24 protein-coding genes are annotated in these 25,115 nt (G+C 51.0%); 16 read left to right on the forward strand and 8 right to left on the reverse strand.

The window, feature by feature from the left end; genetic code table 11:
• Window position 1: 1 nt before the first annotated feature.
• The 3 genes from LA360_RS26400 to LA360_RS26410 all read left to right on the forward strand — a co-directional run bounded on the left by LA360_RS26400 (window position 2) and on the right by LA360_RS26410 (window position 3,366).
• The gene (locus LA360_RS26400; protein WP_112482430.1) at window positions 2–1,315 is read left to right on the forward strand and encodes a sensor histidine kinase; all 1,314 of its coding nucleotides are present in this window, start codon (window positions 2–4) and stop codon (window positions 1,313–1,315) included.
• Window positions 1,308–1,976 carry a response regulator transcription factor gene (locus LA360_RS26405; RefSeq protein ID WP_002588399.1) on the forward strand — a complete coding sequence of 223 codons (669 nt, stop codon included), beginning with the start codon at window positions 1,308–1,310 and terminating at the stop codon, window positions 1,974–1,976. The genes LA360_RS26400 and LA360_RS26405 overlap by 8 nt, the downstream gene beginning before the upstream one ends.
• Window positions 1,977–2,046: 70 nt before the next feature.
• A complete protein-coding gene (locus LA360_RS26410; protein WP_112482432.1) occupies window positions 2,047–3,366 on the forward strand; it encodes an ABC transporter substrate-binding protein in 1,320 nt (439 codons plus the stop codon).
• Window positions 3,367–3,451: 85 nt separating this feature from the next.
• Here the strand turns inward: LA360_RS26410 and LA360_RS26415 are convergent, their stop codons facing one another.
• Window positions 3,452–4,111 carry a trimeric intracellular cation channel family protein gene (locus LA360_RS26415; RefSeq protein ID WP_002588401.1) on the reverse strand — a complete coding sequence of 220 codons (660 nt, stop codon included), beginning with the start codon at window positions 4,109–4,111 and terminating at the stop codon, window positions 3,452–3,454.
• Window positions 4,112–4,131: 20 nt separating this feature from the next.
• Complete coding sequence (asnA, locus tag LA360_RS26420) at window positions 4,132–5,139, reverse strand: aspartate--ammonia ligase (RefSeq protein WP_112482435.1); 1,008 nt, start codon at window positions 5,137–5,139, stop codon at window positions 4,132–4,134.
• A 208-nt stretch (window positions 5,140–5,347) separates the two neighbouring features.
• Here asnA and LA360_RS26425 point away from each other — a divergent pair, with 208 nt between their 5' ends.
• Window positions 5,348–5,962 (forward strand): YHYH domain-containing protein, encoded by a 615-nt coding sequence (locus tag LA360_RS26425; RefSeq protein WP_112482603.1) that lies wholly within the window; start codon window positions 5,348–5,350, stop codon window positions 5,960–5,962.
• 119 nt (window positions 5,963–6,081) lie between these two features.
• Here the strand turns inward: LA360_RS26425 and LA360_RS26430 are convergent, their stop codons facing one another.
• From LA360_RS26430 to LA360_RS26440, 3 genes are all read right to left on the reverse strand, one after another.
• Window positions 6,082–6,294 carry a DUF3006 domain-containing protein gene (locus LA360_RS26430; protein ID WP_002588404.1) on the reverse strand — a complete coding sequence of 71 codons (213 nt, stop codon included), beginning with the start codon at window positions 6,292–6,294 and terminating at the stop codon, window positions 6,082–6,084.
• Window positions 6,295–6,363: 69 nt separating this feature from the next.
• Window positions 6,364–7,452, reverse strand: coding sequence for a ComEC/Rec2 family competence protein (locus tag LA360_RS26435; RefSeq protein ID WP_002588405.1), 1,089 nt, complete (start codon window positions 7,450–7,452; stop codon window positions 6,364–6,366).
• An 87-nt stretch (window positions 7,453–7,539) separates the two neighbouring features.
• Window positions 7,540–7,971 carry an acyl-CoA thioesterase gene (locus LA360_RS26440; RefSeq protein ID WP_002588406.1) on the reverse strand — a complete coding sequence of 144 codons (432 nt, stop codon included), beginning with the start codon at window positions 7,969–7,971 and terminating at the stop codon, window positions 7,540–7,542.
• Window positions 7,972–8,343: 372 nt separating this feature from the next.
• On the opposite strand from LA360_RS26440, the gene LA360_RS26445 reads away from it, so the two are divergent.
• Both LA360_RS26445 and LA360_RS26450 read left to right on the forward strand, forming a co-directional pair.
• Window positions 8,344–8,586 carry a hypothetical protein gene (locus tag LA360_RS26445; protein ID WP_002588407.1) on the forward strand — a complete coding sequence of 81 codons (243 nt, stop codon included), beginning with the start codon at window positions 8,344–8,346 and terminating at the stop codon, window positions 8,584–8,586.
• A 171-nt stretch (window positions 8,587–8,757) separates the two neighbouring features.
• Window positions 8,758–9,780 carry an aldo/keto reductase gene (locus LA360_RS26450; RefSeq protein ID WP_002588408.1) on the forward strand — a complete coding sequence of 341 codons (1,023 nt, stop codon included), beginning with the start codon at window positions 8,758–8,760 and terminating at the stop codon, window positions 9,778–9,780.
• Window positions 9,781–9,897: 117 nt separating this feature from the next.
• Here the strand turns inward: LA360_RS26450 and LA360_RS26455 are convergent, their stop codons facing one another.
• The gene (locus LA360_RS26455) at window positions 9,898–11,661 is read right to left on the reverse strand and encodes an ABC-ATPase domain-containing protein (protein ID WP_112482437.1); all 1,764 of its coding nucleotides are present in this window, start codon (window positions 11,659–11,661) and stop codon (window positions 9,898–9,900) included.
• A gap of 312 nt (window positions 11,662–11,973) precedes the next feature.
• On the opposite strand from LA360_RS26455, the gene LA360_RS26460 reads away from it, so the two are divergent.
• From LA360_RS26460 to LA360_RS26480, 5 genes are all read left to right on the forward strand, one after another.
• Window positions 11,974–12,645: a hypothetical protein gene (locus LA360_RS26460; protein ID WP_065548167.1), complete on the forward strand. Its 672-nt coding sequence runs from the start codon at window positions 11,974–11,976 to the stop codon at window positions 12,643–12,645.
• A gap of 172 nt (window positions 12,646–12,817) precedes the next feature.
• The gene (gene hisH, locus LA360_RS26465) at window positions 12,818–13,423 is read left to right on the forward strand and encodes an imidazole glycerol phosphate synthase subunit HisH (RefSeq protein ID WP_065548166.1); all 606 of its coding nucleotides are present in this window, start codon (window positions 12,818–12,820) and stop codon (window positions 13,421–13,423) included.
• 74 nt (window positions 13,424–13,497) lie between these two features.
• Window positions 13,498–14,259 (forward strand): imidazole glycerol phosphate synthase subunit HisF, encoded by a 762-nt coding sequence (gene hisF / locus LA360_RS26470; RefSeq protein ID WP_112482439.1) that lies wholly within the window; start codon window positions 13,498–13,500, stop codon window positions 14,257–14,259.
• A 412-nt stretch (window positions 14,260–14,671) separates the two neighbouring features.
• Window positions 14,672–15,346, forward strand: coding sequence for a uracil-DNA glycosylase (locus LA360_RS26475; RefSeq protein ID WP_002588413.1), 675 nt, complete (start codon window positions 14,672–14,674; stop codon window positions 15,344–15,346).
• 128 nt (window positions 15,347–15,474) lie between these two features.
• Window positions 15,475–16,317 (forward strand): undecaprenyl-diphosphate phosphatase, encoded by an 843-nt coding sequence (locus tag LA360_RS26480; RefSeq protein ID WP_089774801.1) that lies wholly within the window; start codon window positions 15,475–15,477, stop codon window positions 16,315–16,317.
• 149 nt (window positions 16,318–16,466) lie between these two features.
• Here the strand turns inward: LA360_RS26480 and LA360_RS26485 are convergent, their stop codons facing one another.
• The gene (locus LA360_RS26485) at window positions 16,467–17,498 is read right to left on the reverse strand and encodes a 3-deoxy-7-phosphoheptulonate synthase (RefSeq protein ID WP_112482441.1); all 1,032 of its coding nucleotides are present in this window, start codon (window positions 17,496–17,498) and stop codon (window positions 16,467–16,469) included.
• A 174-nt stretch (window positions 17,499–17,672) separates the two neighbouring features.
• Here LA360_RS26485 and LA360_RS26490 point away from each other — a divergent pair, with 174 nt between their 5' ends.
• From LA360_RS26490 to LA360_RS26500, 3 genes are all read left to right on the forward strand, one after another.
• On the forward strand, window positions 17,673–18,614 hold the full coding sequence (locus LA360_RS26490; protein WP_174713927.1) for an EamA family transporter: 942 nt from the start codon (window positions 17,673–17,675) through the stop codon (window positions 18,612–18,614).
• Between the two features lie 543 nt (window positions 18,615–19,157).
• Window positions 19,158–20,381, forward strand: a complete 1,224-nt coding sequence (tyrS, locus tag LA360_RS26495; RefSeq protein ID WP_002588417.1) for a tyrosine--tRNA ligase — start codon at window positions 19,158–19,160, stop codon at window positions 20,379–20,381.
• A gap of 75 nt (window positions 20,382–20,456) precedes the next feature.
• Complete coding sequence (locus LA360_RS26500; RefSeq protein WP_002588418.1) at window positions 20,457–21,203, forward strand: PspC-like choline-binding domain-containing protein; 747 nt, start codon at window positions 20,457–20,459, stop codon at window positions 21,201–21,203.
• 151 nt (window positions 21,204–21,354) lie between these two features.
• On the opposite strand, the gene LA360_RS26505 is transcribed toward LA360_RS26500, so the two are convergent.
• A complete protein-coding gene (locus tag LA360_RS26505) occupies window positions 21,355–21,921 on the reverse strand; it encodes a manganese efflux pump MntP (RefSeq protein ID WP_002588419.1) in 567 nt (188 codons plus the stop codon).
• A 342-nt stretch (window positions 21,922–22,263) separates the two neighbouring features.
• Here LA360_RS26505 and LA360_RS26510 point away from each other — a divergent pair, with 342 nt between their 5' ends.
• On the forward strand, window positions 22,264–23,622 hold the full coding sequence (locus LA360_RS26510; RefSeq protein ID WP_002588420.1) for an MATE family efflux transporter: 1,359 nt from the start codon (window positions 22,264–22,266) through the stop codon (window positions 23,620–23,622).
• A gap of 58 nt (window positions 23,623–23,680) precedes the next feature.
• Entirely contained in the window at window positions 23,681–25,093 is a 1,413-nt protein-coding gene (locus tag LA360_RS26515; RefSeq protein WP_112482443.1) for an MBOAT family O-acyltransferase, read from the forward strand.
• Window positions 25,094–25,115: the final 22 nt, after the last annotated feature.

Consider the following 25,115-nt stretch of genomic DNA (forward strand, 5'->3'; position numbering starts at 1 on the left):
GATGGATACGAATATGGATAACAGGCGGGTACGCATCCTGCAGCTGGGAATTCTGGCGCTTAATGTGGTATCCGTAATGGGACTCAGCATATTTATATATGCCACAATTGAAAATATACGGCGCAGCTATGTTGCCAGGGAGTTTTTAAGCGGCATCCAGGCCATTGTCTGGTACCCTTACCGGAACATCTGGATCTGCGCCCTTCTTCTGGCTCTTTTGGCAGGCAGCATGTTTGTGCGGGACCGGCTGTTTCCGGACAACAGCAAGGTGATTCTTTTTAGCCTTGTGGCTGATTTTGCCATTTGTTTTGCCATCATCATACTTTTGAATTTTAATTACAACGGAATTCTGCTGCTGGTGTTTTCCAATGTAATTCTCTATGCCAAGAACGGGAAATCCAGGTATTTTCTGGCGGCAGTGGCAATCGGCAGCTTCATCCTGGCTGATTACGAACTGCTTTCCATTTCCTACCGCCTGTATTCCATACAGGATTATATCTCATTTTACAATGCATCCACCCAGCAGTATCTGCTCAGCTGCTATAATATCCTGGTATCCCTGAATGTAATCATGTTCGTGGTGTACTGTGTGAACATCATCAACCAGCAGCAGGGAAATCTGGACGAGATACACGCCCTCAACGAGCAGCTTCAGGACGTGAATGAGCAGCTTCAGGAGTATTCCGTGATGGCGGAGAAGATGGCAGAGACACGGGAGAGGAACCGTCTGGCCAGGGAAATTCATGATACCCTGGGCCATACCCTGACCGGAATCGCCGCGGGTATAGACGCCTGTCTGGCCACCATAGGCACATCGCCCCAGCAGACAAAGGACCAGCTGGAGCTTATTTCCAAGGTCACAAGGGACGGCATTAAGGAGATACGGCGATCGGTCAGCCAGCTGCGCCCGGACGCCCTGGAGCGATTCAGCCTGGAATACGCCATCAGCAAGATGGTATCGGACATGAACGCTGTGTCCGGCGCAAGGGTGTATTTTGACTGCCAGGTAAAGAACCTGAAATTTGACGAGGACGAGGAAAACGCCATTTACCGGGTGATTCAGGAGGGAATCACAAACGCCCTGCGCCATGGCCATGCCAGTCAGATCTGGATTACCATAAAGAAGGAGGATACGGACATCCTTCTGCAGATAAGGGACAACGGAATCGGATGTAAGGAGATAAAGAGCGGATTCGGAACAAAGCATATGAAGGAGAGGATTAAGATGCTGAGCGGCGTTGTTACATTTGACGGAAGCGACGGATTTACTGTAAATGCAAGAATACCAATCCGGTGGGGGGAGACTTATGATTAAAGTATTGATTGCCGACGATCAGGAATTGATTCGCCAGAGCCTGCAGATTGTGCTCAACAGCAGGCCGGATATAATGGTTACGGATGTGGCCTCCAACGGGCAGGAGGTCATCCGCAGTGTGAGGAAGAACAAACCCGATGTCATACTGATGGACATACGGATGCCAAAGCTGGACGGCGTGCAGTGCACGAAAATTATCAAGGAAAATTATCCTCAGATTAAAATTATTATACTTACCACGTTTGACGATGACGAGTACGTCTACAATGCCCTGAAATATGGCGCCAGCGGATATCTGTTAAAGGGTGTGTCCATGGATGAACTGGCCAATGCCATCACCACGGTGTACAATGGATGGGCTATGATCAACCCGGATATTGCCACCAAGGTGCTGAGGCTGTTTTCGCAGATGGCCCAGGCGGATTACACCATACTTGTGGGTGATAAGAATGTGGACGAGCTCACAAAGACAGAATGGAAAATCATAGCCCAGGTGGAAAAGGGGGCCAGCAACAGGGAGATAGCGGAAGCCCTTAAGCTGTCAGAGGGAACGGTGCGCAATTATCTCAGCACCATACTGAACAAGCTGGATTTGAGGGACCGCACCCAGCTGGCAATCTGGGCTGTCCAGACCAACGTAAGAAAGCGGCTGGGCACCTGAGATTTGACCGTGCCGAAGTACGCGGGCAGGGGGATGACAAGATGTTGGCAGAAGGAAGGATGAAATTGGGATGAAAGGATGGAAATGGACACTGGGGGCGGGAGCTTTCGTGCTCCTTCTTGTGGGCTTACTTGGATGTGTATATAAGTACCATGAGAAGGAGATTGTCCTGGAATTCGGCATGTTTACGGGAAGCAACTGGGATGTGGCCAGCGCCAGCAGCTTTGTCATCATGGACAAGGCTATCGCAAGGTTCGAGGAGGAGCATCCCGGGGTGAAGATACATTACTACAGCGGAATCAGCAAGGAGGATTACTCGGAGTGGTGCGCCAGAAAGCTTTTAGAGGGAAAGATGCCGGACGTGTTTATGGTGCCTGATTCGGATTTCAACCTGTATTCGTCCCTGGGAGTCCTGAAAAACCTGGACGAGCTCATTGAGCATGACGCCGGGGTTGACCGGAATGATTTTTTCACCACTGCCCTGGATGCGGGAAAGTACGAAGGACACCAGTGCGCCCTTCCGTATGAAACAGTTCCCGTTCTTTTGTTTGTCAATAAGTCTCTTCTGGCCAAAGAGCAGATTGAGGTGCCGGGGGAGGACTGGACCTGGGACGACATGTATGAAATCTGCCGGAAGATAACAAAGGATGTAAACGGAGATGGACTGCTGGACCAGTTCGGGACCTATAATTACAGCTGGAGAAACGCGGTTTACACCAGCGGGGGAAGATTTTATGACGGGGACCAGCAGCAACTGCCCTTTACAGACTCCCATGTCCTGGATGCCATCAAATACATGAAGCGCCTCAACGACCTTAATCAGGGACAGAGTGTGACTCAGGAGGATTTCAACAAGGGGAACGTGGCTTTCATGCCGCTGACCTTTGCGGAGTACAGGACCTATAAGACATATCCTTACAGAATTAAGAAATACACCAAGTTCCAGTGGGACTGCATCACATTTCCCGCGGGCAAGGAAGGGGAGAACCGTTCCAGGGTCGATTCCCTTCTCATGGGAATCAACAGCAATACAAAGCATGAAAAGCTGGCATGGGAGTTTCTGAAACAGCTGACCGGAAATGAGGAGATGCAGATGGATATATTCCGGTATTCCCAGGGGGTGTCTGTGCTCAAAAGCGTTACCGGCTCCGCCCGGGCGGCTGCCATCATACAGGAGGACATGGATGAGGGAGAGCAGGTCATCAACAGCAGCCTGCTTTACAATGTAATTGAAAATGGAGTCATAGAGCCCAAATTCCAGCAGTATGAGCAGGTCATGAGCCTGGCGGACGGGGAAGTATCAAAGATACTCATGGAAAACAGGAATGTGGACAGCAGCATGAAGATATTCCAAAGAAGCATTACGAAGTATTTACAGCAGCAGAGGTGAGCCGCACAAGCGCGTGACAAAAGAGTCCAGGCCGTAATCATCCGTACATTGGTTCGTACAATGATTGGGCCTGGGCCTTTTTCATTTATTTGTTTCTGGTATGGTATGCTGTGGGAAGGTTCCAGTTGTACTTCGTCGCCAGAAGGCGGATGAGCACCACCAGAATTGCGCTTAATATCATGGAGGCGTCCCTGGAGAGCCAGCCGTTAAGGCAGACATAGCACACGGCCCCGGCAATGGAGGCAGAAGCGTATACATGCTTGCGCAGGATATAAGGGGACTGGCCTGCCAGTATATCCCGCAGGATACCGCCGCCCACGCCTGTAAGGACGCCCAGAAAGATGGAAAGGAAATGATATTCCCCGTAACCTGCTGTCCCCGCGGTGTTGATGCCTGTCACTGTGAATGCTCCCAGTCCGACCGCATCAAACAGGTTCATCATCTTCTCATAGGCCGAGATATACCGGCTTTCCAGTATCTGCTGGTTCAGCCAGACCAGGATAAAGAGCACCATGGCCGTGAGAAAGGCCGTGTACACGTAAACCGGGTTCATGAACAGGCTGGGCGGTACGATCCCCAGTATGATGTCACGAAGCATTCCGCCGCCAACGGCAGTGGTGACGCCAAGGACCACCACTCCCAACAAATCCAGCCGCTGTTTGATGGCTACCAGGGCACCGGATGACGCAAAGGCCACGGTACCGATTATTTCGATGATAAAAAAGATTGAGATATTCGATTCCATAATACGCTCCCAGCCAATGGCTACAGCAGATAAATCTTGTTTTCTGCGCAGATATCGCGCATTTTTCCGGGCCAGATACTGGCCTGTACTTCACCGATATGGGCGCGGTCCAAAAGCAGCATGCACAGACGTGACTGTCCGATACCGCCGCCAATGGTGTAGGGAAGTTCACCGTTTAAAAGCATTTTATGATAGGGCAGGCTGCGGCGGTCTTCACATCCTGCCTTCTTCAGCTGGTCTTCCAGGGCAGCCTCATCCACACGGATACCCATGCTGGAGATTTCCAGGGCGCACTGCAAATGCTCAAACCAGAACAGGATATCGCCGTTCAGCTTCCAGTCGTCATAGTCGGGCGCACGTCCGTCATGAGGCCTGCCGCTGGCCAGTTTGTCGCCTATCTGCATCAGGAACACGCAGCCGTGCTCCCTGGTAATCAGGTTTTCCCTTTCCTTAGGAGTATTATCAGGATACAGGTCCTCCAGCTCCTGGCTGGTGATAAAGTAGATATCCTTTGGCAGGTGTTTAACAGCCTCCGGGTATTTATACCACACCTCATGCTGCATGTGCTTGATGATCTTGAAGATCTCCCGCACCGTATCCTTTAAGGTGTCCAGGCTGCGCTGTTCCTTAGTAATGACACGCTCCCAGTCCCACTGGTCCACATAACAGGAGTGAAGGTTATCCAGTTGCTCATCCCTGCGGATGGCGTTCATGTTGGTGTAGAGGCCCTCGCCGGGTTTAAAGCCGTATTCCTTTAAGGCCATACGTTTCCATTTTGCCAGTGAGTGCACCACCTCCAGGGTTTCACCGGGAAGCCCCGGCATGTCAAAGGAAACAGGGCGTTCGGTGCCGTTCAAGTTATCATTAAGTCCGCTGCTCTTTTCCACGAACAGGGGAGCGGAGATACGTTCAAGGTGCATCTCCCTGCCCATTTCCTTCTGGAAGGTGTCGCGTATGTATTTGATTGCGTCCTGCGTCTCCCGTATGGAGAGATGGGGATCGTAATCCTTAGGTATGATTAGTTCCATCTTAAAAACCTCCAAACTATTTGAATTCATTACATATGTTTCTTATGGTATCATCATTGGGAAAAACGTGCAAGTGCTTCCATCACTTTTTTATGCCGGAAACGGACTGAAAATGAGAAAATCCTCTGGAAAGATGCTGAAATATGATGTTACACACAGACGGAAACATGGTAAAATAGAGTTAAAATTGAAATCGGGAGGTAATGAGATGAAACGGACAGTGAGGGTATGGCTTGCAGTGGTCATGAGTGGAGTGCTTCTGGCCGGAGGCGCCGGAATGACGGGACAGGCCCCGTGGGTAATGGAGGCCCAGGCCCATTCAGGCAGAACAGATGCCAGCGGAGGCCACCGGGATAATAAGAATGCCAGCGGGCTGGGAAGCTATCATTACCACTGCGGAGGTTATCCGGCACACCTGCATCCCAATGGAGTGTGTCCCTATGCAGGAGGCGGGGAAAGTACCCGGACCAAGACTCAGACACAGACCAAAACACAGACACAGGCTCAAACACAGGACCAGACACAGGCTCAGGCTGCAATCCGGGAAATTTCCGGGGCAGGGGAAGCTTCCGGCACTTCGGGCTGGTGCCGGAATGGGGCACAGTGGAACTATATCTGTGAGGACGGAACCCGGCTGATTGGATGCTGGAAGCAGATTGACGGCGTATGGTACTGTTTTGACGGTGACGGAAACATGCGGACCGGATGGTATGGGGAAAATGGTTCTCTCTACTATCTGGGAACAGACGGGAAGATGGCCGTCGGGACCTGCGTAATCGATGGAAAGGAATATCAGTTTGACCAGGACGGGAAGATGATATAGCCGGATAACAGGTAAGGGCAGGATGAACCGGCAGAAGTATGACAGGAAAAATGACAGGAAAAGCGGATCCGCATTGGCACAGTCAACGCGGGTCCGCAGCCGTTTATCATTTTTTGATTTTACTCAAATAAATCCATAAGCTTCTTCTTCATTTCACGCCGTCTTTTATCTGTTTCTTCAGAATCCAGGGAAAACCTGCCTTCCTCTTCTCTTAACACGTCGCCTTCCTTAATACCCTTTGGAAGATGGCTGACGGGAACGGAGATGCGTTTCCTTAATTCGGTTTCACATATGGCCAGACCCTCTTCCAGCCGGTCGATGATATATTTCATATAGGGAATCCTTTCTGTGGGGGTGGGGTAAGAGACAGTATTTACAGAATGTCTCATATTGCGTTTGGTTTAAGGTTTGCACTGTTTACAGGGTTCATATCCCTCCTGCACCAGTTCATCCCTGGATGCTGTTACATCCTTTCGGTTCTCAGGCTTCATCTGGGTGGCAGAGGCACAGTCGGGGCGGTGGAACCTGCCTGTGTTTGTATTAATAACATAGCTTGAGAGAGCGGAGCTATTGCCGGCATTATTGCTGCCGCTGAACGTTCCGCTGCCGGTGCTCCATGTAATTGTCTTGCCGTCACTGAATGCGGTAATGGTCCCCTCCTCATCCGTGCGCAGTATCTGGCAGCCCGCCTTCTTAAGCTTTTCCATGGTTTCCTTATGGGGATGGCCGTAAGAGTTGCCTTTCCCGCACTGGATTACCACCCAGGAGGGAGACACTTTTTTCAGAAATGCGTCACTGGTGGAGGTGCTGCTGCCGTGATGACCTGCCTTCAGAACATCTGCTTTCAGCACGGCGCCGCTGTTTACAATATCTTCTTCAGCCTGGTTCTCCGCGTCACCGCACATGACAAAGCTATTATCGCCATAGGTAAGGCGGATTCCCACGGACCAGTTGTTCAGGTCGTTGCCGTAGTCTTTTACCGGGGAAAGTATGGTGAAGGACGCGTTTCCCAAATCATAGGAATCTCCGGGAGCGGGTTTGGTGATTTTAAGTCCTCTGGAGGCAATGGAGTCCAGTACGTCCTCAAAGGTCCTGGTGGTATGTTCCACAGGGGGCAGGAGGACCTTGTCCACGGGAAAGGTATCAATAATCTTGTCCAGGCCGCCGATATGGTCGGAATGAGGATGGGTGCCAATCACATAATCCAGTTTTGTCACTCCCTCTGCTTTTAGATAAGAGACTACGGTGCCGGCCTGGTCATTTTCACCTGCGTCAATAAGCATGTAGTGTCCGTCTGATTCGGCCAGTATACTATCGCCCTGGCCCACATCAATAAAATGCACAGCCAGTCCGGACCCGGATGGCATCGTTACGGAGAAATCCTTGTCAGGTGAAGGAGAGGGGGATGAATCCGCGCATCCTCCCAGCAAAAGAGATATTGCACATAAAATGGATATTACCAATATTCGGATATTATTTGGTTTTGTCATAAACTAGTCAGCCTTCCTGTCTTTGTAATAATCATATATTCAGATGGGGATCATCCGTTCACATAACCGCAGTGTTTATGGTTGTTATCATTGCCGGGCATTCTGTGCCCGGACCGCATTGCGGAATGCGGTGTCCCACTGGGGGTAGGAACGTTTTAGGGATACGGGTCTGCCTTCCGTATCCAGGAAACAATGCCTGCTCTCACCTGTGGTTTTGAGTTCACCGGTGGCCGTATCGCGCATCTCATACGCAAGGGTCATGCGTATGGCGTTATATTCCTTTACCCATACATGTATTTTCACATGGTCATCAAAACGTACCATGGACCTGTACTGGCAGTGTACCTCCAGAACCGGGCTCATGATGCCGGATGCTTCCATGGCCTTATATCCGCAGCCCATTTGTTCCATAAGGTTTACCCTTGCTTCCTCCATCCAGCGGATGTAGTTGGAATGGTGCACACAGCCCATCTGGTCTGTCTCGTAATACTGTGCGTGATGTTCGTAGTCTTTAAACATAGTGACCTCCTGGTGCTATTTACTGGTTTTATTTTAAATCCATCTGGTCCTGATACCATAATGCGAATCCCTCATCTGTCATATCCCTGGTATCGGCTGGTAGTAACTTCCTTTCCGGCAGTATAGCGGCACATGGAGCTATTATACCACAAATATTTCCAAAAGACGAGTAGTTGGAAGCAGAGTCTTACCCAGAGTCTTACCTGCCCCTGCCACGGGCCGGCTGGCTTGATCCCACTGAGGAATTTAAACAGCTTATGTATATTTTGAAATTTGGTTACATATACTGGTAATAAATGGACCTGTCCTCCGATCTGATACCCGGAAGCAGATTCAGACCAGATTTTATCAAAAAGAAAAGGAGCGCATGATATGGCACGGGGAGTAAGAAAGTCACCGGTTGAAAAACTGCAGGGAGAGCTGGCGGATGTACAAGCATCCATAGCACAGTATGAAAGCTGTCTGGAAACCATGAGAGAAAAGGAAAAGGTACTTATGGAACATATCCAGCTGGAGGAATTTAAGGTGGTCAGCGATATGTTAAAGGAACGTGACATGACCATGGATGATTTAAAAGAAATGCTGGCAGGAGGGGACGTGACTCTCAGTGCATGAGACACGTAATCCTGTATACACGGTAATTCCATGCAAAGATAAGAACGCCTGTAAAATACGCGTTCTTATTTTTTTCTTAGTTTTTATGCTTGTTTGAGTCCTCATGTTGTAGATGGCAGCTGTTTTATGGTAGAATGATAAAAAACAGCAGGCTTGAAGGAGGTACATAAGATGGCGGAAGTCACTTTGGGGAAAACAGGTATAACTGTGAACAAGAATGGGTTTGGGGCCCTTCCTATCCAGAGGATACCGGTGGAGGATGCGGTATATCTGATAAAAAAGGCGTATGAAGGCGGTATCACATTTTTTGACACAGCCAGGAACTATACGGACAGCGAGGAAAAGTTGGGAGCCGCGCTTGAGGGAATACGTGATAAGGTGTTCATCGCAACCAAGACAGCAGCAAAGACAGCAGAGAAATTCCGGGAGGACCTGGAGATTTCCCTGAAAAACCTGAGGACAGACCATGTGGACCTCTATCAATTCCATAATCCTTCCTTCTGTCCAAAGCCAGGAGACGGCACAGGACTGTATGAAGCCGTGCTGGAGGCTAAGGAGCAGGGCAAGGTACGCCACATAGGAATCACCAACCACAGGCTGTCAGTGGCCATGGAGGCAATTGATTCAGGCATTTATGAGACGCTGCAGTTTCCATTCTGTTATCTGGCCACGGATAAGGACCTGGAACTGGTGGAACAGTGCAGGGAAGCAGGCATGGGGTTCATTGCCATGAAGGCATTATCCGGCGGTCTTATCAATAATTCACGGGCAGCCTACGCATATTTAGCCCAGTTTGACAATGTGCTTCCAATCTGGGGTGTTCAGAGAGAACGGGAGCTGGATGAATTCCTGTCTTATGTGGGAAATCCGCCTGAGATGACAGATGAGATAAGGGCGCTGATTGATAAGGACAGGAAAGAACTCCTGGGAGAATTCTGCAGAGGCTGCGGATACTGTATGCCATGTCCCGTGGGCATTGAAATCAATAACTGTGCCAGGATGTCCCTTATGATACGCAGGGCTCCTTCCGCGGCCTGGCTGACGCCGGACGCGCAGGAGAAAATGAAGAAGATTGAACAGTGCCTCCACTGCAACCAGTGCAAGGGAAAATGTCCATATAACCTGGACACGCCCTCACTGTTGGAGAAGAACCTGAAGGACTATCTGGAGATTCTGAATGGAAAGGAATATTAGAGGAAACAGACGAAGAAAATAGAAACAGTAGCGAAGGAAAGGAAACAGCGCCCGCTGCCATTACAGGCAGAGGAAGCGCTGTTTTTAATAAAACCAAGGTATTGATTTTTCCGGGGATTAATTGCGGTAGCGGTTGATGCAGGCGTATATCTCCTGGATCCTCGGCATAGAGAGGCCGCAGGCTGTGTAGGAGCTGTCGCCCACGGCGGCCAGCCCGCCCTTCTGTATCTCCTTAAGCAGCATGGAGACCGTATCCCTTACCGTATACCGTTCAAGCAGCTGGTGTTCCACACAGTAGCGCAGCATCTGTGCCAGAGTGCTGGTCTGTTCAGCGTCAATGAGCTGCTCCACGAACCGCAGGTCCACAGGGGATTTGCCGATTTGCAGGGAATCTTTTCCATATACCTTAACCTTAATGCGTTCGTCACGGCCTCCGCCGAGGGTCCCCCTGCCTCTGTAATTACCCCTGTTTGCGGCAGCAAAATTTCCCGATACAGCCTGGGAACCGACTTTATTGCTTATCAGCCTGCGTTCCCCGGACGGAAGAAGAAAGCCGGGGGCAGAGGTGATGGGCTCAACGCCGTAGGCGGAACAGAAGGTCTTGGTCTTATCCGTGATGTCCAGCGGTTCATAGCAGTCCATCTGGAGGATGGTATCTGCAATATAGAAATAAGCGCCTGAACTTCCTGCCACCATAACAGTTGAAATGCCTGATTTTTCATACAAATCCCTGGCCCTCTCAATGAATGGGGTAATGGGCTCCTGGGCCCGGCTGATGATTTTCTGCATCAGATCATCCCTGACCATGAAGTTGGTGGCGGAGGTATCCTCGTCAATCAGAAAGACACGGCTTCCGGCCTCAATCCCTTCGATGACAGCGGCTGCCTGGGAGGTGCTGCCGCTGGCATCCTCAGTGGAGAAGCAGTGAGTGTCTTTTTTGTTGGGCAGGTCGTTGATAAACAGGGAAATGTCTACATTCTGAACGCTTCTGCCGTCCTCTGCCCGCAGCTTCATGGCAGTGGAATCAGTAATAACATATTCCCGCCCATCTCCGGCCACATGGTTGTAGACGCCGGACTCCAGTGCCTTTAACAGGGTGGATTTGCCATGATATCCGCCGCCCACAATTAGGGTAATGCCCCGGTGAAGTCCCATGCCGGTGATTCTGCCGTGATGGGGAAGGTTTAATTCCATTTTGAGGGAATCCGGTGACTGGAAGGGCACGCTGCCTTTCATGGGCCGGCTGGAAATGCCGCTTTCCCTGGGAAGGATGGCGCCGTCTGCCACAAAGGAGACCAGTCCCAGGCGTTCCAGTTCACATCGGATAAAATGCTGGTCTTCCGCCAGGTCTGACACGGCCTTTACCTCCCGGGCAGGCCTGTTTTTATAATAGAATACGGTTTTGACACACCGCGGCAGGAAGTCAAACAGGATCTTAATCAGTTCGCCGGAATTAATGGTCCTGCCATTGGCAGGAAAACCTGCCTCAAAGCGTGCCGTTATACCCTTAGTGCTGCATTCGCAGGCTGTCCGGCTCAGAATCTCAGGCCCAGGATTGCTGGTGGCAATCAGGCCGCTTTTGCCGGAACCTTTTGCTTTAAAATTGTACTTGGCGATTTCCTGGCAGAACTGCCTGACCAGATAATCTTCCAGGGCAGTCTGCTTGTGGGGGGCGTCAAAATATCCGCTGGGGTAGGCGGCCCTCTGAAGCGGAATAAATACACTTAATTTGGAAGGGGATGCAAAGGGGTCCCCCTGTACATGGTCGATGGAAAGTACATAATCCGTAAAGTCATAGGAACCCCGCGTATCTTTATAGGCCGGATACCCCTTCCGGTCAATGGATTCCAGTAATCTTCTCAGGTCTTGTGCTGATTTCATGATGATGCTTCACCTCTTCGCCTGCGCTGCCAGGCCGGAGTCCAGGTCCGGTCTGCCGTTTGGCAGGCTCCTTTTTCTGTATTTGCTTTCTATATTTTATAGCAGGTCCGGCGAAAATGCAACCGGGAAGAGCAGTCTGCCGGGAGGACATATGGCGGTCAAGGCATCATCCGGCCATCCGGGATTAGGCAGCGTTGAAGCAAGCCATGTTTTATGGTATGATAGCATAAGACGGCGCCGGGCCCGAAGTGGAATGTCAGAGACACTTGGGTTCATGGGCAGCCTTACGAAAGACAGGAGTGAAGAGCGGATATGGACCAGCAGAAGAAGGAGTTGTCAGAGGCGCTGTCCGGCGCGGAAAAGGTACTTATAGGCATCGGAGGGGAATGGAAATTAAGGGACGACGGTAGAGATGTGCGCCAGCGCTGTCTGGGAGACCAGGCTCAGGAGGAGCTTCGGGAAGCTTACGCGGCCCTGTGGAGTCTGGTCAGGGACAAGGATTATTACGTGGTTACCACTGTGACGGATGGAGCTGTCTATGACACGGATTTTGACAGCGGGCGGGTGGTCGCTCCCTGCGGAAATATTCATTGGAGGCAGTGTTCCAAGGCCTGTACCAAGGATATATGGGAAGAGGGGGAGGTGCCGGATGATATCTGCCCTCACTGCAAGGCTCCCCTGACAGGCAATACGGTTGATGCAGAGACTTATATAGAGGAAGGCTACCTGCCCAGGTGGGAGGCATACAAGAAATGGCAGACAGGGACTCTGAACCGCAGACTGGTTATCCTGGAACTGGGAGAGGGGTTTAAGACGCCTACCGTCATGCGCTGGCCATTTGAGAAGATTGGTTTTTTCAATCAGAAATCCGTGTTTTACAGGATACATGAAACGTTTTACCAAATGCCCAAAGAAATGGGAGAGCGGGCCGCGGGAATCCAGGCAGATTCCGTTGCCTTTATCCGCGGCCTGGCAGAGGACTGAGAAGAATATCAGAATTACTTTATCACTACCATGCCTTGTTAATATCAGCCGGTCAATTACATTCCAAGAGGTCCCGTTGGCAATCATCTGATATTCAAGCGATTATAAAAAAAAGTTGCCTTTATCACGTTACAATGCTAAAATATTAAATCATAGGAACGAGGTTGAATGTATGATTGCTATTATTGATTATGACGCAGGAAACCTGCGCAGTGTGGAAAAAGCCCTGCTTTCACTGGGAGAAACGCCTGTCATAACCAGGGACAGGAAAACGATACTCAAAGCGGACAAGGTCATTCTGCCCGGGGTGGGATCCTTTGGCGATGCCATGGGAAAGCTGAAGCAGTATGATCTTGTGGATGTGATTTGCGAGACAGTGGACCAGGGAACTCCATTTCTGGGTATATGCCTGGGGCTGCAGCTTTTATTTGCCGGCAGTGAGGAGCGCCATGGGGCTGCCGGTCTGGGCATTCTTCCGGGAAAGATACTTAAGATACCGGAACATCCCGGACTTAAAATTCCGCATATGGGCTGGAATTCACTGAAGATAAGGCCGGAGGCAAAGCTGTTTCATGGGATTGAAGACGGAGCCTATGTTTACTTTGTCCATTCCTATTATTTGAAAGCAGAGGACGAGTCCGTTGTGGCGGCTTCCACAGAGTACAGCACCATAATCCACGCTTCTGTTGAACGGGGAAATGTGTTTGCATGCCAGTTCCACCCGGAGAAAAGCGGGAAGGTGGGCCTTGCCATTCTTAAGAATTTTATCGGACTGTAAAAGTCCCGCGCTGTCTGAAAAAATGTTGCCAGGACAGCGCCATGCCATTTAAAACAAGAGATAGGAGAGGCGATATGTTTACCAAAAGAATCATGCCATGTCTGGACGTGAACAACGGACGCGTGGTAAAAGGCGTAAATTTTGTGAACCTGCGGGACGCAGGGGACCCGGTGGAGATAGCCGCGGCTTATGACAAGGCAGGGGCAGATGAACTGGTATTTCTGGATATCACGGCATCCTCAGACAACCGCCGCACTGTGGTGGATATGGTGCGCAAGGTGGCGGAGACTGTTTTCATCCCGTTTACTGTGGGCGGCGGCATACGCACGGTGGAAGATTTCCGCATGCTTCTCCGGGAGGGCGCGGATAAGATATCCATTAATTCCTCAGCCATCGACAATCCGCGTCTTATCAGCGACGCGGCGGACAAGTTCGGCCGCCAATGTGTGGTGGTAGCCATAGATGCCAGGCACAGGGCTGATGGAAAAGGCTGGAACATCTATAAGCACGGCGGGCGCGTGGATGTGGGTATAGATGCCCTGGAGTGGGCCATGGAGGCAGACCGTCTGGGAGCGGGTGAGATACTGCTCACCAGCATGGACTGCGACGGAACCAGGAACGGATATGACAACGAACTGACTTCTCTCATAGCCTCCCACGTATCCGTGCCTGTCATTGCCTCGGGAGGCGCCGGGAATAAGGAACATTTCTATGATGCGCTGACAAAGGGCGGCGCGGACGCTGTCCTGGCCGCATCTTTGTTTCATTATAAGGAACTGGAAATAAGGGACCTTAAGGAGTACCTGTCGGAGAGAGGGATTGCCGTAAGGATATAGCGGAAGGGCTGGAACGCGGGGGCCGGAGGCTTTGACGGCGGAAGCAGAACGGGTAGCATGGTAAATAGAGTGAAACATGTGCCTGTTTTTCATGGGTGGAGACATATGGGGCGATCCGGCTGACGTATGAAGCCGAAAGCCCCCATCCGAAAGCCCCCATCCGAAAGCCCCCATCCGCAAGCCCCGTCCGCAGGTTACAGCAGCAAGCCCCATCCTCCATTCCTCCATCCTCCTGTCTCATGCCCTCTGTCCCATATCTCGATACCGTTGCCCTCCTATATCCATCCTCACCAGGCTGCGCTCCCGGCCCTCTTTCTTAATTATTTTGTCGATATCCGTTGTTTCCTGCGGTTTCCTATGCTAAAATATGAAAATGTGAATTTATATCGTGAAAGAAAAGGAGAAGCAGGATATGGCCGCTATTACCAATGACTGGCTGGGGCCCATGAGCAGCGAGTTTAAGAAGCCCTATTATAAAGAACTGTACAAGACAGTAAAGCATGAATATGAGACCAAAAGGGTGTTTCCCGAACCCGATGATATCTTCAACGCGTTTGCCTTTACACCGCTGGCAGACGTGAAGGCAGTGATTCTGGGGCAGGACCCTTACCACAATTATGGCCAGGCCCATGGCCTGTGTTTTTCGGTAAAGCCGGACGTGGATATTCCTCCCTCATTGGTGAATATTTACCAGGAGCTTCACGACGATTTGGGGTGTTATATACCGAATAACGGTTACCTGAAAAAATGGGCTGACCAGGGTGTCATGCTGTTAAATACAGTGCTCACGGTGAGAGCCCACCAGGCTAATTCCCACCGGGACATTGGGTGGGAGAAGTTTACGGATGCAGCCATAAGCATTCTTAACCAGCAGGACAGGCCCATGGTGTTTATTTTATGGGGACGTCCGGCCCAGGCTAAGAAGGCAATGCTGAATAATCCCAGGCATTTAATCCTGGAGGCGCCCCACCCAAGTCCCTTGTCAGCGTCCAGGGGATTTTTCGGCAGCAGGCCTTTCAGCAAGACCAATGCATTTTTAGCAGAGCACGGCCTTACGCCTGTTGACTGGCAGATTGAGAATGTATAAAACAGGTATAGGGATAGATAAGAATACATAAAATGTACAGCAGGCAGGGGCCCTTGCAGCAGGATGGCTGCACGGGCGGGATGCCGAGGGCGTCAGGGAATGGAGCCTGTCTGCGGTAAGGAGAATTTATGAGTTTAGTTGAAGTGTTAAAGATCATTGTACTGGGAATTGTGGAGGGATTCACGGAGTGGCTTCCCATCAGCAGCACGGGCCATATGATTCTGGTGGATGAAATCATACGTCTGAACCAGCCGGATGCGTTTAAGGACGTATTCCTGGTGGTGATCCAGTTAGGGGCCATCCTGGCCGTGGTGGTTATGTATTTTCATAAGCTGAATCCCTTCAGCCCCACCAAGACCAGCCGGCAGAAGGATGCCACCTGGGCTCTGTGGATTAAAATTATCATTGCCTGTGTTCCGGCAGCCATTCTGGGGCTTTTGCTGGATGACTGGATGGAGGCCCATCTGTTCAATGCCTATGTGGTGGCAGCGGCTCTGATTGTGTACGGCGTACTTTTTATTGTACTTGAGAACAGCAGCGTGTGCACCAATCCCAGGTTTAACAAGGCGGGACAGATTTCAGCCAAGACAGCGTTCCTCATTGGCATGGTACAGCTTCTGGCTTTGATACCGGGAACCTCCCGCTCCGGTTCCACCATTCTGGGCGCCATGGTCTTGGGCTGTTCCAGGGCTGCCGCGGCAGAGTTTTCATTTTTCCTGGGAATTCCGGTTATGTTTGGAGCCAGTTTGTTGAAAATCGTAAAGTATTTCCTGGCGGGGAATGCATTTACAGGACCGCAGATTTTCTACACCATACTGGGAATGCTGATTGCCTTTGTGGTCTCCATTTATTCCATCCGGTTTCTTATGAGCTATGTGCGCAAGCATGATTTTAAGTTCTTTGGATACTACAGAATTATCCTGGGCGTGATTGTGCTGGCATATTTTGGGATTACGGCGCTGGCCAGCTAGGAACGAAAGCCTGAAGCTTAATCATAAATAAAAGAGTGATTGCCAGAACAGAAATACGGAATAGAAAAGGGCTCTGCCATGCTGACGGATTGTGCATGGCAGAGCCCTTTTTGCTGTTCGTTTTTGTTTGTTTGAATCATGTTATTGTGCTAATCCAGATTATCCGCAATCTCGTACAGCAGCCGCTCCGTATCATCCCATCCCAGACAGGGATCGGTGATGGATTTGCCGTAGCAGTGTTCCCCGATTTTCTGGCTGCCGGGCTCAATATAGCTCTCAATCATGAGGCCCTTTACCAGATTCCTTATATCTCCGGAGTGACGGCGGCTGTGGAGCACTTCTTTGGCAATGCGAATTTGTTCCTGATACTGCTTGTTAGAGTTGGCGTGGTTTGTGTCCACGATACAGGCCGGATTCTGCAGTCCCCGCTTGTTATACAGGTCAAATAAAAGCTTCAAGTCTTCGTAGTGGTAGTTGGGGGTGCACTGGCCCCTCTTGTTCACGGCTCCGCGCAGGATGGTGTGGGTCAGCGGATTGCCGGGGCACTGTACTTCAAAGCCGCGGAAGATGAAGTCGTGGGGAAGCTGTGCAGCCACCACGGAATTCAGCATAACGGTCAGGTCTCCGCTGGTGGGGTTCTTCATGCCTACGGGCACATCGCAGCCGCTGGCCACCAGCCGGTGGAACTGATTTTCCACGGAACGGGCGCCTACCGCCACATAGGACATCATGTCGGAGAGATAGTTCATGTTTTCAGGATAGAGCATTTCATCTGCGGTGGAAAAACCTGTCTCCCGCAGCACCCTCATGTGCATATGGCGGATGGCCAGTATTCCCTCGGACATATCAGGCCGTTTCTCAGGATCGGGCTGATGAATCATTCCCATATATCCCTCGCCGGTGGTTCTGGGCTTGTTGGTGTAGACCCGGGGAATGATGATTAGCTTGTCCTTTGTCTTTTCCTGGACTTTCACAAGGCGTCCGGCGTAATCACATACAGATTCCTCGTTGTCAGCTGAGCAGGGGCCGATGATGACAACAAACTTGCCGCTCTCACCGGTAAATACCTTTTTTATTTCCTCGTCCCGTGCATGTTTGATTTCCGCCAGATCAGGGGCCAGCGGGAATTGTTCCCGGATTTCTGCCGGCGTAGGCAGCTTATTGATGAATGTGAATCCCATTTCTTCGTCCTCCCATTATGTAAACACCGGACTGCGGTGTAAGATACATTTCAATGCTTCATTATAGTATAGAAAACCGGATTCGTAAATAGTGAATCCCACGAAAATATTGACAATAAGGCATTTTCCAAGTATAAATAGAGACATGACTGGTGCGGGAGATTAACGTGTGAGATGAAGAATGATAAGAGACAGACAGCAGGAACCATAATGGCCCTGGCAGGCGGAACCTGCTGGGGATTTTCAGGCTGCTGCGGGCAGTATTTATTTGAACAGAAGGGAATCGAGGCCCCGTGGCTGGTGGCTGTGAGGCTGTTTTTTGCGGGTATTATACTGGTTCTGGCCGGGTTTAAGCTTCACGGCAGGGATAACCTGAGGGTGTTCCGGAAGAAGAGTGATACCATCCATTTGCTGGCATTTGCTATTTTCGGCATAACCTTCTGCCAGTTTACCTATTTTATGGCAATCCAGGCATCCAACGCGGGAACGGCAACCGTGCTCCAGTACCTGTCGCCCATCCTGATTCTGGCAGTGGTGTGCATGCGGGAGCTGCGCCTTCCAAAGGGGCTTGAGCTGGCAGCCATTGGTCTGTCTCTGTTTGGCACCTTTGTTATTGGCACCCACGGGGACATTCACTCCTTCCACATCACAGGGGAGGCCCTGTTCTGGGGTCTATTGGCAGCTGTGAGCTCCATGATTTATACCATCATACCGGGAGGACTGATACTTAAGTATGATATATACCAGGTGCTGGGATTCGGCATGTTTTTTGGCGGGATTGCCATGGGAGCTGTGGTGCGGCCGTGGAACTATGGGGTGGCATGGGACGCGGGCATAGTGGGAGCCCTGGCAGGCGTGGTGGTGGTGGGCACTGCCATTGCATTTGGCCTGTACCTTCAGGGCGTCAGCATGATTGGACCCTTAAAGGGAAGCATCATGGGAAGCGTGGAGCCGGTATCCGCGGTGGTCATATCCGTGTTCTGGCTGGGAACCCGGTTTACGCTGCCTGATTTTCTGGGATTTGCCCTGATACTGGGAGCCGTGTTTGTGCTTACCTTTGCACACCGCCCGGGAGGGGAAACGGCAAAAGGAGCCGATTTCTCCGCGGATTCCTAAAAGATTCCTAAAAGTCCGATTCCCGGGATTGTATAGGTTTCCGGGATTGACTCTTGACAAACCGGGAGAGTCTGTCTATAATGGTCATAATTTCATGAATTGGCTATGACGGGAACAAGTAGTAGCCTGCAGGAACAGACAGAAAGCAGCCGGATGATGAGAGGCGCGTGGAATGCAGGCCATGAATACATCCCTGAGCTTCGCACCCAACGGCGCTGTTGCAGACAACAGCCTTAGTAGGCTGCGACGGGTCCTGCATCCGTTATCGTGCTAGAGTATATGGGCGTTGGCTTTAGAGCCTGACGCGGTACTCGAAGAGGCGGGCAGCGCGAGCTGTCTGTGAACATCAGGTGGTAACACGGGGCTTAAGGGCTTCGTCCTTTTGGATAAGGGCGGGGCTTTTTTTAGTTCGTTAAGGGGAATCCGCGGCTGCGGTACGCCCTGCGCCTCTGCTGCCTCTGTATTAAAAATGTAAGAATCAAGCCCTTGCATGAAAGCAGAAGTATGGTAAAATAAAGAAAGTAAGAAGAGGAGAGAATCACCATGCAGATTTACGAAGAACTGGTTGCCAGGGGCCTTATTGCCCAGGTGACCAACGAAGAAGAAATTAAGAAAATGGTCAACGAGGGAAAGGCCGTATTCTATATCGGCTTCGATCCCACAGCTGACAGCCTCCATGTAGGCCACTTCATGGCGCTCTGTCTGATGAAGCGCCTTCAGATGGCAGGCAACAAGCCTATTGCCCTGATTGGCGGAGGCACGGGTATGATTGGCGACCCATCCGGACGTTCTGATATGCGCACCATGATGACCCCTGAAATCATCCGGCATAACTGTGACTGCTTCAAAAAGCAGATGAGCCGTTTCATTGATTTCTCAGAGGGAAAGGCCATGATGGTCAACAATGCGGAGTGGCTCATGGGCCTTAACTATATTGAATTCCTCAGGGAAGTGGGACCTCATTTTTCCGTTAACAACATGCTGCGGGCAGAGTGCTACAAGCAGAGGATGGAGAAGGGCTTAAGCTTCCTGGAATTCAACTACATGATTATGCAGAGCTATGACTTCTATGAGCTGTTTAAACGGTACGGCTGCAACATGCAGTTTGGCGGTGACGACCAGTGGAGCAACATGCTGGGCGGAACGGAACTGATCCGCCGTAAGCTGGGCAAGGATGCCCATGCAATGACCATTACCCTGCTCCTTAACTCCGAGGGCAAGAAGATGGGCAAGACACAGTCCGGCGCCGTGTGGCTGGATCCTGAGAAGACATCCCCCTTTGATTTCTACCAGTACTGGAGAAATGTAGGGGATTCGGATGTGCTTAAGTGCCTGCGCATGCTTACCTTCCTTCCTCTGGAGCAGATTGACGAGATGGATAAGTGGGAAGGCAGCCAGTTAAACCAGGCAAAGGAGATACTGGCATTCGAGCTTACAAAGCTGGTGCACGGCGAGGAAGAGGCATCAAAGGCGCAGGAAGGCGCCAGGGCTCTGTTTGCAGCAGGGGCAAGCACCGAAAATATGCCTGCTTTTGAACTGACAGAAGAGGACTTCTCAGAGGGAACCATTGATATTTTAAGCATCCTTAACAAGTCCGGCCTGGCAGCGTCCCGTTCTGAGGCCAGAAGGAACGTGGAACAGGGCGGTGTGTCCGTGGACGGAAATCCTGTAAAGGATATCAAGGCCGTATACTCCAGGGAACAGTTTGGAGATGGCATGATCGTTAAGCGCGGCAAGAAGAATTTCAAGAAGATTGTATTAAAATAATGGTTGTCGGATGCGCCGGGAATTCACCCTGGATGTCATCATGAGTAGTCCAAAGGTTTGAGAGGAGGGTACTGGATGAGACGGTATATGTCTGTTAAGCGGTTAGGCGCGCTGGTCCTGGCGGCAGTGCTCAGTGTGTCGGCTGCGTTTGTCTCAGAGGCAGCGGCTTCGTTTAAGGCTGAGGTGCCTGTTACCCTGCATTTGGATGTTAACAGCAGAAGGACCACGATTTACGATGGATATTCGTCCTATCTGCTTGGGTACAGGGTATCGGAATACGATACGTTCACAGTTACAAAGGACAAAAGTGATGTGGACCTGAATGAAGTGACACTGAATTATTATCTTGTCACCTATAGGGGCGAGACCCAGAAGTATCTGGAATGTACGGTGTACGGCTTAAAGGAAGGAACCCATTACCCTGTAATCCGGCCGGAGACCGTTGAAAAAGAACGGTCCGTTGCGGGGGATTACAACTACCTGGATCAATGTTATATTGTAGAGTTCTGCTATCAGGATAAAAAGGAAAGCAGGTATTACATGCTCCTTCCCGAGGAGGACATGGGCAACTACCGGAACATCCTGCTGGGCAAGTGGAACAAGGACATGGGCGGCTGGAGGTACCTGTATCAGGATGAATACCTTACATCCTGGGCCATGATTAATGACAAGTGGTATTTTTTCGGAACGAACGGTTATATGAAGACCGGCTGGCTGGAATACAAGGGACAGTGGTATTATATGGACCCTGAAAACGGAGTGATGCAGACAAACCGCATCATTGACGGTTACCAGCTGGACAGCAGCGGCGTCAGAATCTGAGACCGGGAAGATTTACGTTTCTGAGCCCGGAAGCAGGATTTCAGACAGGAAAATGATAAAATAAAAGACGGTGGGGCAGCGTGTTCAGAGAGCGCTGTCCCGCTGTCTTTATGAGGGGATGAGAGGGGATTTCCGTATTCTTATTTATGCCTTACCGGAACAAAATTCCCAGGTGTTCCAGCAGTATCTTGAATCCCATAAGGATGAGGATGGCACCGCCTGCCAGCTCGGCTCTGGATTTATAGCGGCATCCAAATGCGTTGCCGGCCTTTACGCCTGCCACGGACAGAAGGAAGGTGACGCTTCCGATAAAGAATACAGCGGGGAGAATGTCAACATTCAGGAAGGCAAAGGTCACGCCCACTGCCAGGGCATCAATGCTGGTGGCAATGGCCAGAAGCACCATGTTTTTAATATCCAGGTCCGCGTCGGGACATTCATCTTCCTTGCTGAAGGATTCTTTTACCATGTTTGCGCCGATAACAGACAGCAGGATGAAGGCCACCCAGTGGTCGTAAGCCCGTATGGCCAGGCTGAAGCTGGAGCCCAGGAAATATCCGAAAAGGGGCATGGCGGCCTGGAAACCGCCGAAGTACAGCCCTACCAAAAGGGCGCCCTTCCAGTTCATTTTAGGCATGGCCAGGCCCTTACAGACAGATACCGCAAACGCGTCCATGGACAGCCCCACGGCGATGACAAACAGTTCAGCTAATGACATAATGATTCCTCCCTGGTGATGTTTTAATATATGGATTGTGGTATAAAAAAAGACCCACCTACAGCCTTGGAATGCTGTAGATAAGTCTCATTGTTTCAAATAAAGCCAGATAGAAACTATCAGTATGTTGACCTTATTACATGCCCGGCAGGGCGGGGCATGCCAATTACTCCCTTATCACTTGCTCCATTTTAAAGGACGGGACTGGAAATGTCAAGAATATTCGCGGGCTTTCATGGCCTTTTAACCCATTGTAAAAAGCACAGCCCTGTGATATAACTGATAAGAACGTATTCCATGGATTTGGCATGGAGAAAGAATGACACAGGGAGTTAACAGAAGATGAAAAAGTCTTATGAGATTGACATGACAAGCGGCCCGCTTCTGGGCAAAATCCTTTTATTTTCCATTCCTTTGATGCTGTCGGGCATATTGCAGCTGCTGTTTAATGCAGCGGACATCATCGTGGTGGGCCGTTTTGCCGGCAGCGGGGCTCTGGCGGCGGTGGGCTCCACATCTTCGCTCATCAACCTATTAATTAATGTATTCGTGGGACTCTCAGTTGGTGTCAATGTGCTGGTGGCCCGGTATTACGGGGCCCAGAATGACAGGGATGTCAGTGAGACCGTCCACACGGCGGTGACCACCAGCATTGTGAGCGGCCTTATTCTGGTGGTGCTGGGAATCCTTCTGGCAAACCCGCTGCTGCGCCTTATGGGAACCCCTGAGGACGTTCTGGGCCAGTCGGTCCTCTATATGAGGATATACTTCCTGGGCATGCCGGTACTTATGGTCTACAATTTCGGCGCGGCCATCCTGAGGGCCATCGGGGATACCAGAAGGCCCCTGTATTTCCTCTTTGCATCCGGCGTGGTGAATGTGTGCCTGAATCTGTTCTTTGTGGTGGTGCTGGGAATGGGGGTGGACGGCGTGGCCTGGGCCACGGTCATATCAGAGCACATCTCCGCCTTTCTGGTCCTGAAGAGCCTGATGGGGGCTCCGGGAGCCCTGAAGCTGGATTTGAAGCAGCTTCGGATTCACACCAGGAAGCTGAAACGAATCGTAAAAATCGGACTTCCCGCAGGCATGCAGGGAGCCATATTTTCCATTTCCAATGTACTGATTCAATCCTCGGTTAACTCCTTCGGCTCCATTGCCATGGCCGGGAACACAGCCTCCTCCAACATCGAGGGTTTTGTCTATACGGCTATGAACGCGGTGTACCAGACCAACTTAAGCTTTACCAGCCAGAATCTGGGCGGCAGGAAGTACAGCAGGATTAATAAAATAATGTACATATGCCTGGGAGTGGTGACGGCTGTGGGCGTGATCCTGGGATTCACGGCCGTGGCCGCGGGAGACGGGCTTTTGCATATCTATTCCTCAGATCCTGAGGTTCTGCACTACGGGATGCTGAGGCTGGAGATCATCTGCGGAACCTATTTTCTGTGCGGAATCATGGACTGCATGGTGGGAAGCCTGAGAGGGCTGGGGTATTCCATCATCCCCATGTTTGTATCCCTCACTGGGGCATGCGGATTCAGGGTGCTCTGGGTATTCACTGTATTTGCGGCGTACCGTTCCCTGGACGTGCTGTACCTGTCCTATCCTGTCTCCTGGGCCATAACAGCCCTTGCCCATATGGTGACATTCCATAAGATACGGCGCAAGCTCCCGAGGCAGGACGCTGCCTCCATGTAGCCTGCACTTCTGTGATACAAGATTGATAAACATTGATAGAAAGGGAATTTTCCTAAATATGCTGTTTAGTTCACTTACGTTTGTATGGTTTTTCCTTCCGGCCCTGGCTCTGATATACTATATATCGCCGGGGAGGAAGCTTAAGAATGGGGTTCTGCTCATAGCCAGCCTGGTGTTTTACAGCTGGGGCGAGCCGCGGTATGTGGTCCTGGTGATTCTGTCCATCCTGCTCAACTATGGGTTTGGCCTGGCACTGGATGGCTGCGGGGAAAGGAGAGGTCTTAAGAAGGCGGTATTTGTCCTGAGCATCCTGGCTGATTTGGGGCTTTTGGGGTATTTTAAATATTTCAACTTCTTCCTGGAACTGGCCATGTCCCTTCTGGGGCGCCAGGGCTTTACGCCAAGGGATATCGCGCTGCCCATAGGCATATCATTTTACACCTTCCAGTCCATCTCCTACCTGGCGGATACCTTCCGGGGAGAGAATCCCGCCCAGAGAAATGTGTTTCGTCTGGCGCTGTATATCTCTTTGTTTCCCCAGATACTTTCCGGTCCCATTGTCAAGTATCATGAGCTGGAACCGCAGATAGGGGACCGGCAGGAGAGCCTGTCCATGCATGCCTACGGCATCAAGCGTTTTGTGTACGGACTGGTGAAGAAAATGGTATTTGCCAATATGTTCGGCCAGGTGGTGGACCGTATGTTTGACCTGCCCTTGGAACAGCTGGGCACGGCTACGGTATGGCTGGCTGTGATTCTGTACAGCTTTCAGATTTACTATGATTTCTCCGGTTATTCCGACATGGCCATCGGCCTGGGCAGGATGTTCGGCTTTACCTACAAGGAGAACTTCAATTATCCGTATCTGTCGGCTTCTGTCAGCGAGTTCTGGAGGCGCTGGCATATCTCCCTTTCCACCTGGTTCAGACAGTATCTGTACATTCCCCTGGGAGGAAACAGGAAGGGACTGGCGCGTACCTGCGTGAATCTTTTCCTGGTATTCCTGGCAACGGGACTGTGGCACGGGGCCAGCATGAACTTCATATGCTGGGGCGCGTATTACGGCATTCTTATTGTGGCGGAACGGTTGTGGCTTGGAAGGATTCTGGAAAAAAATCCTCTGAAATTCCTGAATCATCTGTATACCCTGGGTGCAGTGGCAGTGGGCTGGCTGCTGTTTCGGGTGGATACCCTGCACAATGGGAAAATACTGTTAAAGGCAATGCTGATTCCCGGCAGGGGACTGTGGAATCCGCGGATTTTCGCGGATAACCGCATACTGTTTCTGCTGGTGCTGGCAGTGGTATTCTGCGGGCCCATCCAGCAGCTTATGCCCCGTCTCAAGGCGCGTCTGTTCGACGAGGAGAACATCACCGCAGCGGATGTGGCTGTGATGGCAGCGCTTTTACTGCTGGGGACACTTCTCATGGTCAGCAGCACCTATCAGGCTTTTATTTATTTCAGATTTTAGTCCATATGGAAAGTGAGCAGTA

Origin of the sequence: Enterocloster clostridioformis (assembly GCF_020297485.1) — a bacterium.
GTDB lineage: Bacteria > Bacillota > Clostridia > Lachnospirales > Lachnospiraceae > Enterocloster > Enterocloster clostridioformis.